General features: G+C 73.6%; 11 protein-coding genes. 8 read left to right on the plus strand and 3 right to left on the minus strand.

Going from position 1 to position 12170, the window contains the following annotated elements:
• Window positions 1–14: 14 nt before the first annotated feature.
• The 6 genes from FJQ57_RS15120 to ilvC all read left to right on the plus strand — a co-directional run bounded on the left by FJQ57_RS15120 (window position 15) and on the right by ilvC (window position 5521).
• Complete coding sequence (locus FJQ57_RS15120) at window positions 15–431, plus strand: VOC family protein (RefSeq protein ID WP_139981724.1); 417 nt, start codon at window positions 15–17, stop codon at window positions 429–431.
• Window positions 428–1105 carry a VOC family protein gene (locus FJQ57_RS15125; RefSeq protein WP_139981726.1) on the plus strand — a complete coding sequence of 226 codons (678 nt, stop codon included), beginning with the start codon at window positions 428–430 and terminating at the stop codon, window positions 1103–1105. Before FJQ57_RS15120 ends, FJQ57_RS15125 begins: the two co-directional genes overlap by 4 nt.
• Window positions 1102–1779 carry a VOC family protein gene (locus tag FJQ57_RS15130; protein ID WP_211348953.1) on the plus strand — a complete coding sequence of 226 codons (678 nt, stop codon included), beginning with the start codon at window positions 1102–1104 and terminating at the stop codon, window positions 1777–1779. The genes FJQ57_RS15125 and FJQ57_RS15130 overlap by 4 nt, the downstream gene beginning before the upstream one ends.
• A gap of 333 nt (window positions 1780–2112) precedes the next feature.
• A complete protein-coding gene (locus FJQ57_RS15135; protein ID WP_139981728.1) occupies window positions 2113–3888 on the plus strand; it encodes an acetolactate synthase large subunit in 1776 nt (591 codons plus the stop codon).
• A 10-nt stretch (window positions 3889–3898) separates the two neighbouring features.
• Window positions 3899–4453 (plus strand): acetolactate synthase small subunit, encoded by a 555-nt coding sequence (gene ilvN / locus FJQ57_RS15140; RefSeq protein WP_139981730.1) that lies wholly within the window; start codon window positions 3899–3901, stop codon window positions 4451–4453.
• Between the two features lie 42 nt (window positions 4454–4495).
• A complete protein-coding gene (gene ilvC, locus FJQ57_RS15145) occupies window positions 4496–5521 on the plus strand; it encodes a ketol-acid reductoisomerase (RefSeq protein WP_139981732.1) in 1026 nt (341 codons plus the stop codon).
• Window positions 5522–5736: 215 nt separating this feature from the next.
• Here the strand turns inward: ilvC and FJQ57_RS15150 are convergent, their stop codons facing one another.
• From FJQ57_RS15150 to FJQ57_RS15160, 3 genes are all read right to left on the minus strand, one after another.
• Window positions 5737–6573, minus strand: a complete 837-nt coding sequence (locus tag FJQ57_RS15150) for an ABC transporter permease subunit (protein WP_139981734.1) — start codon at window positions 6571–6573, stop codon at window positions 5737–5739.
• Window positions 6570–7466, minus strand: a complete 897-nt coding sequence (locus tag FJQ57_RS15155) for an ABC transporter ATP-binding protein (protein WP_139981736.1) — start codon at window positions 7464–7466, stop codon at window positions 6570–6572. The genes FJQ57_RS15150 and FJQ57_RS15155 overlap by 4 nt, the downstream gene beginning before the upstream one ends.
• Before the next feature lie 105 nt (window positions 7467–7571).
• Window positions 7572–8798 carry a GGDEF domain-containing protein gene (locus FJQ57_RS15160; protein WP_139981738.1) on the minus strand — a complete coding sequence of 409 codons (1227 nt, stop codon included), beginning with the start codon at window positions 8796–8798 and terminating at the stop codon, window positions 7572–7574.
• A gap of 152 nt (window positions 8799–8950) precedes the next feature.
• Between FJQ57_RS15160 and FJQ57_RS15165 the strand changes: the two genes are divergently transcribed.
• Both FJQ57_RS15165 and efeU read left to right on the plus strand, forming a co-directional pair.
• Window positions 8951–11149 (plus strand): acyltransferase family protein, encoded by a 2199-nt coding sequence (locus FJQ57_RS15165; RefSeq protein WP_139981740.1) that lies wholly within the window; start codon window positions 8951–8953, stop codon window positions 11147–11149.
• Between the two features lie 127 nt (window positions 11150–11276).
• Window positions 11277–12155, plus strand: coding sequence for an iron uptake transporter permease EfeU (gene efeU, locus FJQ57_RS15170; RefSeq protein ID WP_139981741.1), 879 nt, complete (start codon window positions 11277–11279; stop codon window positions 12153–12155).
• Window positions 12156–12170: the final 15 nt, after the last annotated feature.

Raw genomic sequence — 12170 nt, forward strand, 5'->3', positions numbered from 1 at the left:
GCAGGGTCGCGAGCGTGGACCAGCGGATCAGCTTCGTCACGCTCGCCGTGCGCGACCTCGAGGCCACCCGCCGGTTCTACCTCGACGGGCTCGGCTGGACCGAGGACGTGCACGTGCCGGGCGACGTGAGCATGGTCCAGGTCGGCGCGCACGTCGTGCTGTCGTTGTGGGACCGCGCCGCCTTCGAGGCCGAGGTCGGCGAGGTCGCCGCCGGTCCGGGCGCCGCGCCGTTCACCCTGGCCCACAACGTCGCGACGCGCGAGGAGGTCGACGCGGCCCTCGCCCAGGCGCGCGCCGCGGGGGCCGCGGTCGTCTCGGACGCCGAGGAGCGGGCCTGGGGCGGCTACACGGGGTACTTCGCCGACCCCGACGGACATCGCTGGGAGATCGCCTGGAACCCCCAGGACATCGGACGGAAGGTGCTGCCATGAACGACGACCGGAAGACCATCGGCCCCGCCGAGGTCGCGGGCGAGCTGCTCGAGGACTGGCGCTACATGCTGGGCGCGCTGCACGCCCGCTTCGCCACGGGTGACTTCGCGACCGGGCTCAGGCTCGTGCAGTCGATCGCGGCCGCGGCCGAGGAGGCCGACCACCACCCCGACGTCGACCTGCGCTACCCCTACGTCGGCGTGCGGCTGAGCAGCCACGACGTCGGCGGCGTGACCATGCGCGACGTGCGCCTGGCCCGCGAGATCAGCCGGCTCGCCGACGGCGTCGCCGAGGCCCGGCCCGGCGCCCTCCGGCCGGTCGAGCTCGCGCTCGACACCCCCGACCACACCGAGGTCGCGCCCTTCTGGGCCGCCGTCCTCGGCCGCGAGGTCCGCGACGACGACCTGAGCCCCGGCGACGACGGGCTCGGCGTGTGGTTCCAGCAGGCCCCCGAGGCCCGCGGCGAGGTCCAGCAGCGCTGGCACCTCGACGTGTACGCCGCCCCCGAGGTCGCCGAGCAGCGGGTCCAGGAGGCCCTCGCCGCCGGCGGCACCCTGGTCAGCGACGACCGGGCGCCGAGCTTCTGGGTGCTGGCCGACGCCCACGGCAACCAGGCCTGCGTGTGCACCGTGATCGGCACGACCGAGCAGGTCCCCGTCGGTGACGACGCTTGACGGCGCCTGAGGTCGACCGGCGGCTCGACGGCCACGACGTCGAGGCGGCGGGGCTGCCCGACTGGCGGATCATGTTCTACCGCCTGCACGCCCGCTTCGAGACCGCCGACCTCGCGGCGGGGGCCCGGCTGGTCCAGGCGGTCGCCGACCTGGCCGACGGCACCGCCCACCGCCCGGAGGTCGACCTCGCCCACGACCGCGTCGACGTACGCCTGCACAGCCCGGACGTCGGCGGGGTGACCCGGCGTGACGTCGAGCTCGCCCGCGAGGTCAGCGCGGCCGCGGAACGCTTGGGCGCGACCGCGCGCCCAGAGCGGGTGAGCGTCCTGGAGCTGGCCATCGACACCCCCGACTGGGACGAGGTCCGCGCGTTCTGGCAGGCCGTCCTCGACTTCGAGCCCGACCCCTTCTACGACGGCACCGGCGGGGAGGTCCGCGACCCCGACGGCACCATGCCGACGATCTGGCCCCAGGCCACCGACCCGCACGAGCCACCACGGCAGCGCTGGCACCTCGACCTCCGCGTGCCGCCCGAGGTCGCCGAGGACCGTGTCTGCCGCGCCATCGCGGCCGGCGGCACCCTGGTCAGCGACGCCCGCGCTCCCGCCTTCTGGGTCCTCGCCGACGCCCAGGGCAACCGGGCCTGCATCACGACCTGGCGCGGCCGGGACTGATCGCCCCCACCGGGCAGAATCTCCGGTTAACCGGAGGATCTCCCACTCCTGGGGGGAAGTTCCCCACCAGAAGTGGCAGTTTCTCCGCTTAACTGGAGAAACTGCCGACCAGCCACATGCTGGGACCGTCATCCCACGATGTGGGACCGTGCCACACTCGTCTGCGGGTCCGAGGGACGGGCGGCTACGGTGGTGCCATGCGTGAGCACCTCCTCGTACGCGTACGACGCGCCGGCTGACCCCAGCCGAGCGCGTCACCCCTCGTAGCCCGACGGCCGAGGGGTTTTTTGTTGCCACGAGGACGGACGAGGGAACCACGGAGGACGAGGACAGATGAGCACCGACAGCAGCACCGGCAGCACCCACGGTTCCGGCAGCATCACCGGCGCGCAGAGCCTGGTCAGGTCCTTGGAGGCCGCAGGCGCCGAGACGATCTTCGGCATCCCGGGCGGGACGATCCTGCCGTCCTACGACCCCCTCATGGACTCCTCGATCCGGCACATCCTGGTGCGCCACGAGCAGGGTGCGGGCCACGCCGCCCAGGGGTACGCCGCGGCGACCGGCAAGGTCGGGGTCTGCATGGCGACGTCCGGGCCCGGCGCGACCAACCTCGTGACGCCGCTGGCCGACGCCCACATGGACTCGGTGCCGCTGGTCGCGGTCACCGGCCAGGTCTCGGCGGCGATGATCGGCACCGACGCCTTCCAGGAGGCCGACATCCGCGGCATCTCGATGCCGATCACCAAGCACAACTACCTCGTCACCGACCCCGACGACATCCCGCGCACCATCGCCGAGGCCTTCCACATCGCCTCGACCGGTCGCCCGGGCCCCGTCCTCGTCGACATCGCCAAGTCGGCCCAGCAGGCGATGACCACCTTCCGGTGGCCGACCGAGCTGCAGCTGCCCGGCTACCGCCCGGTGACCCGCCCGCACGCCAAGCAGATCCGCGAGGCCACCCGGCTCGTCCTCGAGGCCCGCAAGCCCGTGCTGTACGTCGGCGGCGGCACGATCCGCTCCGGCGCCTCGCGCGAGCTGCTGGCCCTGGCCGAGCTCACCGGCATGCCGGTCGTGACCACGCTGATGGCGCTGGGCGCGTTCCCCGACAGCCACCCGCAGCACCTGGGCATGCCGGGCATGCACGGCACCGTGGCCGCGGTCGCGGGCCTGCAGAGGAGCGACCTCATCATCAGCCTGGGGGCCCGGTTCGACGACCGCGTCACCGGCAACCTCGACTCCTTCGCCCCCGGCGCCAAGGTCATCCACGCCGACATCGACCCGGCCGAGATCGGCAAGAACCGCCACGCCGACGTCCCGATCGTGGGCGACGTCCGCGAGGTGCTCGTCGAGCTGACCGCGGCCCTGCGCGAGGCCTCCGACGCCGGCCACACCGGCGACTACGAGGGCTGGGTGGCCTACCTGGCCGACCTCAAGTCGCGCTACCCGCTCGGCTACGACGCGCCCGTCGACGGCGGCCTCGCCCCGCAGTACGTCCTCGAGCGCCTCGGCGCGATCGCCGGGCCCGAGTCGATCTACTGCGCCGGGGTCGGCCAGCACCAGATGTGGGCCGCGCACTACGTGAAGTACGAGCGGCCGCGCACCTGGATCAACTCCGGCGGCCTCGGCACGATGGGGTACGCCGTCCCCTCGGCCATGGGCGCCAAGGTCGGCATGCCCGACACCACGGTGTGGGCGGTCGACGGCGACGGCTGCTTCCAGATGACCAACCAGGAGCTCGCCACCTGCGCGATCAACGACATCCCGATCAAGGTCGCGATCATCAACAACGAGTCGCTCGGCATGGTGCGGCAGTGGCAGACGTTGTTCTACAACGAGCGCTACTCCAACACCGACCTGCACTCCAAGCGCATCCCCGACTTCGTCAAGCTGGCCGACGCCTACGGCTGCGTGGGCCTGGCCTGCGAGTCGCCGGGTGACGTCGACGCCACCATCCGCAAGGCGATGGAGGTCGACGACGTGCCGGTCGTGGTCGACTTCCGCGTCCACCGCGACGCGATGGTGTGGCCGATGGTGGCCGCCGGCACCAGCAACGACGAGATCAAGTACGCCCGCGACCTGGCCCCCGAGTGGGACGACCAGGACCTCTGAGAGGACCCCGATGAGCCAGACCAGCCGTCACACCCTGTCGGTCCTCGTCGAGGACAAGCCCGGTGTGCTCGCCCGCATCGCCGGCCTGTTCAGCCGCCGCGGGTTCAACATCGAGTCCCTCGCGGTCGGCCCGACCGAGCACCCGGAGATCTCGCGGATGACCATCGTGGTCGCCGTCTCCGGCATCCCGCTCGAGCAGGTCACCAAGCAGCTCAACAAGCTGGTCGAGGTCATCAAGATCGTCGAGCTCGACCCGGTGGCCTCGGTCAACCGCGAGCTCGTGCTCGTCAAGGTCGCCGCGTCGACCGAGACCCGCGGCCAGGTGCTCGACACCGTGCAGCTGTTCCGGGCCAAGGTCATCGACGTCGCGCCCGACGCCGTGACCATCCAGATCACCGGCAACGCCGGCAAGATCGCCGACTTCCTGGCCGTGCTGCAGCCCTTCGGCATCCGCGAGCTCGTCCAGTCCGGCCAGGTCGCGATCGGCCGCGGCTCCCGCTCGATCTCCGAGCGCTCGCTGCGCCCGGTCTCGATCCCGGTCCCGCCTGCGCCCGTCGCGGGCTGACCCGACCCACCCCCTCCTGCACACCCAACAGAAAGAGAACCCGTGGCTGAGATCTACTACGACGACGACGCCGACCTGTCGCTTGTCCAGGGCAAGAACGTGGCCGTCATCGGCTACGGCTCGCAGGGGCACGCCCACGCGCTCAACCTGCGCGACTCGGGCGTCGACGTGCGGGTCGGCCTCGCCGAGGGCTCGCGCAGCAAGGCCAAGGCCGAGGAGGCGGGCCTGCGCGTGCTGCCCGTCGCCGAGGCCGTCGAGGAGTCCGACGTCGTCGTCATCCTGACCCCCGACCAGGTGCAGCGCCACGTGTACGCCGAGTCGATCGAGCCCCACCTCGCCGAGGGCGACACCCTGGTCTTCGGCCACGGCTTCAACATCCGCTTCGGCTACATCAAGGCCCCCGCCGGCGTCGACGTCGTGCTCGTCGCCCCGAAGGCGCCCGGCCACACCGTGCGCCGCGAGTACGAGGCCGGGCGCGGCATCCCCGACATCATCGCCGTCGAGCAGGACGCCAGCGGCACGGCCTGGGACCTCGCGAAGTCCTACGCCAAGGCCATCGGCGGCACCCGGGCGGGCGTCATCAAGACGACGTTCACCGAGGAGACCGAGACCGACCTCTTCGGCGAGCAGGCCGTGCTCTGCGGCGGCATGTCGCACCTGGTCCAGGCGGGCTTCGAGACCCTGACCGAGGCCGGCTACCAGCCCGAGATCGCCTACTTCGAGGTCCTGCACGAGCTCAAGCTCATCGTCGACCTGATGTGGGAGGGCGGCATCGCCAAGCAGCGGTGGAGCATCTCCGACACCGCCGAGTACGGCGACTACGTCTCCGGCCCGCGGATCATCGACGACTCGGTCAAGGCCCGGATGAAGGACGTCCTGTCCGAGATCCAGGACGGCACCTTCGCCTCGCGCTTCATCGCCGACCAGGACGCCGGCGCGACCGAGTTCAGCGAGCTGCGCGCGAAGGAGGCCGGCCACCCGATCGAGGCCACCGGCAAGGACCTGCGCTCGCACTTCTCGTGGCAGCAGACCGACGCCGACTACACCGAGGGCTCTGCCGCCCGCTGACCGGATGGTCGCCTACGGCCGCCCGGGCTCGCGGCCGCCGGAGCCTGGCAGCGGCTGCCGCGACCTGGCCATCGGCCGCCGAGACCCAGGGGCGGCCCCGGCTCCGTGCGCGCCGTGGTCGGCCTGGGCGGGTGGTCGGGGCGCCGTGCTGCTGGTGCAGGACAACGCGCACGCTGACCCGTCGTGGATCCACGGCGGGTCAGCGTCGTCGTCGGCTACTTCACCTCGGAGCGGACCACCATGCGCAGGCCGACGGCGAGGGGGAGGACCAGCCAGAGCAGGCCGGAGGTGCCGAGCTGGGCCCACTGCTCGGCCGACGGCACGCCGTCGTAGAGCGAGGTCTGGCTGAAGTTGAAGTCCACCCACGGCTGCAGGTCGGCGAACCACGGCTGGGACGCGGCGAGCAGGGCGGTCAGGCCGGCCAGCACGAAGCCGTAGACGAAGTAGGCCACGATCGCGGCCGGCGAGCTGCGCAGCAGCACCCCGAGCATGAACCCGACGAGCAGGCCCAGCACGTTGGCCAGCACGATGAGACCGAGCTCGGTGACCGAGACGTCCCAGGTCGCGTCGACCCCGGCGATCGCGCTGCCGACGAGGTTGCCGAGCGCGCCGACGGCCGCGGCGACCGCGATGGAGACCACGCCCACGGCGACCGCGCAGACCAGCTTCGCGCTGATGACCCGCCCGCGCTGCGGGACGAAGGTGAACGTCGCGAGCCCGGTGCGCTGGCTCCACTCGCTGGTGACCGAGAGGATCGCAATGACCGGCAGGACCACCGACATGGGGATGCCGACGGCCGAGGCGAACGTCTCGTAGGTGAGCTCGCTGTCGGGGGCGAAGGCGATGACGGCGGCCGTCGCCAGCAGCGACAGGAAGCCGATGCTGGCCAGCAGCCACAGGCCCGAGCGGGTGTCGAACATCTTGCGCAGCTCGACCGAGACGACCCGCGCGAACGGGATCGGCGGGTACGCCGGCCGTGCGGCCGATGGGGCGTCGTGCGCCCCCGGGGCGGAGGTCGAGGTGGGGACGGGGGTGGGGGTGGTGGTGCTCATGCGGCGACTCCTTCGCGCTGGGTCTCGGCGGTGAGCTCGAGGAACATCTCCTCCAGGCCGGCGCCGTCGGCGGCCCGGAGCTCGGACAGGGCGACGCCGGCGGCGAGCGCGACGCGCCCGACCTGCTCGGCGTCGGCGTCGACGCGGTAGCCGCCGTCGAGCGGGTGGGCCTCCACCCCGGCCGCGGCGAGCGCCGCCCCGAGGGCGGCGAGGTCGCGGGTGCGGACGACGGTGCCGGAGCCGGCCAGCAGCTCGGCCTTGGTGCCGGAGGCGACGATCCGACCCCCGCCGATGACCACGATGTCGTCGGCGACGACCTCGATCTCGTGCAGCAGGTGGGAGGACAGCAGCACGGTGCCGCCGCCGTCGGCGTACTCGCGCAGCAGGTCGCGCATCCAGCGGATGCCCGCCGGGTCGAGGCCGTTGGCGGGCTCGTCGAGGACGAGGGAGGCGGGCTCGCCGATGAGGGCGACGGCGATGCCGAGGCGCTGGCGCATGCCGAGGGAGTAGTTGCGGACCCGGCGGTCGGCCTCGGTGCGGGTCAGGCTGACCCGCTCGAGCATCGCGTCGACGCGGTCGGCGGGCAGGCCGAGGGTGCGCTGGGCGATGGTGAGGACCTCGCGTCCGGTGCGGCCGGCGTGCTGGGCCGAGGCGTCGAGGAGCACCCCGACCTCGCGGCCGGGGTTGGGCAGGTCGCGGAACCGCACGCCGTGGACGGTGGCGGTGCCCGACGTCGCCGGGGTGAGCCCGACGAGGACGCGCATGGTCGTGGACTTGCCGGCCCCGTTGGGGCCGAGGAACCCGGTCACGCGACCGGGTCGGGCCGTGAACGACACGTCGTCCACGGCGGTGTGGGACCCGTAGGTCCGGGTGAGGTGCTCGACGGTGATCATGGTCGAGAGCCTCGCGCCGCCGCGCCTCCCGGCACATCGGGGGAACCGCTGAGCCCCACCCCGGCCGCACCCCCGGGGCGACCCCGGGGGTGTCTCGGGGTGGTGTCAGTGGCCGGGGGAGTCGGAGCGCTGCCGGGTACGCCGCGTGGCGCGGGTGCGACCGGAGCCGGTGCCCGGCTCGCCGTCGTCCCAGCGGACGGCGCGGTCGCGACCCTCGGTCTTGGCGCGGTAGAGCGCGACGTCGGCGCGGTGGACGAGCTCGTCGGGGTCGGCGCCGGTCCAGCCGACGGCGACGCCGAAGCTGACGGTGGGTCCGTCGAGGCCGAGCTCGGAGCGCAGGCCGTCGGCGACCCGGGCGACGAACGCCTCCGCGCGCTCCTCCTCAGTGAGCAGGACCGCGAACTCGTCGCCGCCGAGCCGGGCCGCAGCGTCCCCGCCGTCGAGGGCCGCGGCCACCGTGGTGGCGAAGGACGACAGCGCCCGGTCGCCCGCCGCGTGGCCCTCGCTGTCGTTGAGCGCCTTGAACCCGTCGAGGTCGGCGACCAGCACCGCGCACCGCCGGGCGCTCGCCGGGTCGTCCAGGACCGCGGTGAGCAGCCGGAAGAACGCGCCCCGGTTGAGCAGGCCGGTCAGCTCGTCGCGCTCGGCACGGCTGCGCAGCACCACGCGCTGCTGCTCGTGGCCGAGGATCGACATCGTGTAGGTGACGACGACCAGCATCACCATCGTGAGCAGCGTGGTGCTCTGGCTGCCGAGCACCACGTCGAACACCGGGTCCTCGGCGCCCAGGAACGCCAGGGCCGCCGCCCGCAGCAGGTAGAAGGCGGCCAGGATCCCGGCCATCACCGACATGGCCACCACCGCGGTGCGCACCGAGCGGTCCTCGGCCCGCCGTCCGGCGGGCTCGGCGGCCATGGTCCGCAGCTCCCACGACGCCGCCGCCAGGGCCAGCGACATCGAGAGCAGGAAGAACGGCCCGCCGGTCCACACGTCGTCGACCGGGTCGTCGAGCAGGGCGACCGCCAGCACCAGCAGCGGGACGCCGACCAGCCAGCGCCAGCGTACCCGCTGGCCCCGCAGGGACCGGGTGCCCGCCCAGACCGCCCCGGCTCCCGCCGTGGTCAGCGCGTTGCCGGCCGGGTTGGCCACGACCTGCAGCCGGGTGCCGTCGGCGAGGTAGAGCGAGGCCCCCGCGATGAACAGCGCGAGCGAGACGCACCACCAGCCGCTGTAGGCCGAGTGCGAGGTCCGGTACGTCGCGACGTAGAACAGCACGAGCACCGCGACGGCGACCACGCCGAACGCGACCCGGAGCGTCGCCACGTCGAGCACGGCGCCAGGGTAGTGAGGCCGGGGCGCGGACGGCGGGGGTTTCGCCGAGGTCGTCCGACCGGTCGCGGGGACGCGCCGGACGAGGTGCGACGGGGCGCCCTCGCCCCTCGGTAGCGTGGGCCGACCGGGACAGCGGGGCAGTGAGGGGTGGCATGACGCAGGGCCGATCGGCCACGGCCGACCCCGCCGTCGCAGCCGACCCCGCCGACCCTGCCGACCCGCGGGCGGACCCCGTGGTCCGGCGGCGCGACCGCTACCGGCCCGACGTCCAGGGCCTGCGCGCGGTCGCGGTGCTGGCCGTCGTGGCCGCGCACTACCGGCTGCCGGGCCTCGAGGGCGGCTACCTCGGGGTCGACGTGTTCCTCGTCGTCTCGGGGTTCCTCATCACCCAGCTGCTCCTGAGCGAGGTGCGCGAGACCGGTGGGGTGTCGGTGGGCGGGTTCTGGGCCCGCCGCGCCCGGCGCATCCTGCCCGCGGCCACCGTCGTCGTGGTCGTCACGGTCGCGCTCAGCTCGATCCTGCTCGGGGCGGCCGAGGCGGTCGAGGTGGTCCGCGACGCGGGCTGGGCGGCGGTCTTCGCCGCCAACGTCCGGTTCGCCCAGGTGGGCACCGACTACTTCGCCCAGGACCAGCTCACCTCGCCGCTCCAGCACTACTGGTCGCTGGCGGTCGAGGAGCAGTTCTACGTCGTCTGGCCGCTCCTCGTGCTCGGGTGCGTGGCGCTGCTGGCGCGCCGTCGACGCGGCTCGCCGACCCGCGCCCTGCTCGTCGTCCTGCTCGTCCTGGTCGCGGCGTCCTTCGCCTACGCCGTCCACCTGACCCGCGCCGACCCGGTCGCGGCCTACTTCTCGACGCCCGCCCGCGCCTGGGAGCTCGGCGCCGGTGGCGTCGCCGCCATCGTCGGGCGTCGCCTCTCCGCGCCGCTCTCGGTCCGCGCGCGGGGGCTCCTCGCGCTCACCGGGCTCGTCGGCATGGGCATGGCCTTCACGACGTACGACGCGTCCGCGCAGGCGCGCGCCGAGCTGGCCCTGCTGCCCGTGGTGGCCACCGCCATGGTGCTGGTCGCGGGCGTCCGAGGCCCCGGCGCCGTCGCGGACCCGGCCTGGCCGCAGCGGCTGCTCGGGGTGCGCCCGCTGCGTGCGGTGGGGGACTGGTCCTACTCGCTCTACCTGTGGCACTGGCCCCTGCTCGTCGTGCTCGAGGGCCGCGACGGGCCCGTCGGCTGGCTGGCCCGCCTCGACCTCGCACTGCTGGCGCTCGGCCTGGCCGCCCTGACGCACCGGTTCGTCGAGACCCCGCTGCGCGACCCCCTGCGCATCCCGCGGTTCCGTGCCCTGGCGCTCTACCCGGCCTCGGTCTCCGTGCTCGCCCTGACCTGCGCGCTCGGCTGGTCCTACGCCCACCACCGCGCCACGTCGTACGGCGAGGGGCCGGCGCTCACGCTGCAGGGCTCCGGGGTCAGCGAGGACCCCCAGGTGGAGGTCAGCCCCGACCCGGTCGTGGCCCTCGTGCAGGCCTCGGTGTACGCCGGGGAGCGCGGCCGGCCGGTGCCCCGCACCCTGCGCCCGGGCCGGCTCGACCTGGCCACCAGCATCGCCGGGGTGGGGGAGTGCAGCTACTCGCCGGCCGACGTGCGGCGGCTGTGCCCGCGGGGCGACGTCACCGCCGACCGGACGCTGGTGGTGATCGGCGACAGCCACGCCCAGATGTGGATCTCGGCGTTCGACCAGATCGCGCAGCGTGCGGGCCTGCGCGCCTACTACCTCGTCAAGCCGCAGTGCACGGCCGCCAGCGTGACCGTCACCCGACCCGACGTCGGCGGCCCGTGGGCCGACTGCACCGCGTTCCGCGACTGGGCCTTCGCCCAGGTCGAGCGGCTGCGGCCCGACGTGACCGTGCTCGCCAGCACCGGCCCCGACGGCGACCTCGTCGACGACGCCGGCACGGCCGTCGCCCCCGGCACGCCGGCCCGGACCGCCCTGCTCCAGCAGGCCTGGGCGACCTCGCTGGCGCGACTGGCGCCGTGGACCGACGAGCTGCGGCTGCTGCGCGACGTCCCCACCGCCGACCGGGCCCCCGGCGCCTGCCTGGACGACGGCGCCGCCGACCTCGGCGACTGCCTCTTCGCCCCTGACCCGGCCGCCGAGGCCGACGCCGACGCCTCGGTCCGGGCGGCCCGCTCGCTCGGCGTCCCCACCGTCGACCCGCGGCCCTGGCTGTGCTGGCGCGACCGCTGCGCCGCCGTCGTCGGCGACGTCATCCCCTACATCGACCGCAGCCACCTGACCTCGGTGTACGCCGCCTCGCTCGCCGGGTCCCTCGGCCGCCGTCTCGGTCTCTGGCCCACCTGACCCTGGACCACACGGTGGTCGGGGAGGGACGGAGTGCCGCCTGGAGACCACGCGGCCCGGGTCCAGGACGAGATCTTCACAACTCTGTTAGGTCAGCCTTGCCTCAACAGGCGTACAGTCGTCGCTCGTGCTCAGCAACGTCCTCATCGGCCTGCGCGAGGGGCTCGAGGCCTCCCTGGTCGTCAGCATCCTCGTGGCCTACCTGGTCAAGTCCGACCGGCGCCACCAGCTGAAGTGGATCTGGGCCGGCGTCGGCGCGGCCGTCGCCCTGGCCGTCGGGTTCACCCTGCTGCTCGGCCTCCAGTCGCGCAAGCTCGACTTCCGCAGCCAGGAGCTGCTGGGCGGATTCATGTCGCTGGTCGCGGCGGTGTTCGTGACCTGGATGATCTTCTGGATGGCCGGCGCCGCCCGCTCCATCGCCGGCGAGCTGCGAGGCAAGCTCGACCAGGCCGCCGACAGCCCGCTGTCGGTCGCGGTCATCGCCTTCCTCGCCGTCGGGCGCGAGGGCATGGAGACCGCCGCGATCCTGTGGGCCAACACCCAGACCGCCACCGGCCGCGACAAGCCTGCCGGGTCCGACCTCACCTCGACCCCGCTCGTCGGCGCCCTCGTGGGCATCGGGGTGGCCGTGGTCATCGGCTACCTCATCTACCGCGGCGCGGTGACGATCAACCTCTCCACGTTCTTCACCTGGACCGGTGCGCTGCTCATCCTGGTCGCCGGCGGCGTGCTGTCCTACGGCGTCCACGACCTGCAGGAGATCGACGTGCTGCCGGGCCTGGGCTCGACGCTGTTCGACATCTCCGGCACCGTCAACGCCTCGTCCTGGTACGGCACCCTGCTCGGCGGGATGTTCAACTTCTCGCCCGCGCCGACCGTGCTCGAGGCCGCCGTCTGGGTCGCGTACGTCGTGCCGGTGACGTTCCTGTTCCTGCGCGCCGTCCGGCGCCGCGACCGGGGCTCGCGCCCGACGCCCGCCCCCAGCACGCCCGCCGTGCCCGCCTGACCCGACCCCGCCCGA

This window comes from Nocardioides litoris (assembly GCF_006346315.1).
Classification (GTDB): Bacteria; Actinomycetota; Actinomycetes; order Propionibacteriales; family Nocardioidaceae; genus Nocardioides; species Nocardioides litoris.

Bases quoted from the DNA above. Each gene is read 5' to 3' on its own strand.
- FJQ57_RS15125 (WP_139981726.1), top strand. From the start codon at position 428: ATGAACGACGACCGGAAGACCATCGGCCCCGCCGAGGTCGCGGGCGAG.
- FJQ57_RS15135 (WP_139981728.1), top strand. From the start codon at position 2,113: ATGAGCACCGACAGCAGCACCGGCAGCACCCACGGTTCCGGCAGCATC.
- ilvN (WP_139981730.1), top strand. From the start codon at position 3,899: ATGAGCCAGACCAGCCGTCACACCCTGTCGGTCCTCGTCGAGGACAAG.
- FJQ57_RS15150 (WP_139981734.1), bottom strand. From the start codon at position 6,573: ATGAGCACCACCACCCCCACCCCCGTCCCCACCTCGACCTCCGCCCCG.
- FJQ57_RS15155 (WP_139981736.1), bottom strand. From the start codon at position 7,466: ATGATCACCGTCGAGCACCTCACCCGGACCTACGGGTCCCACACCGCC.
- FJQ57_RS15165 (WP_139981740.1), top strand. From the start codon at position 8,951: ATGACGCAGGGCCGATCGGCCACGGCCGACCCCGCCGTCGCAGCCGAC.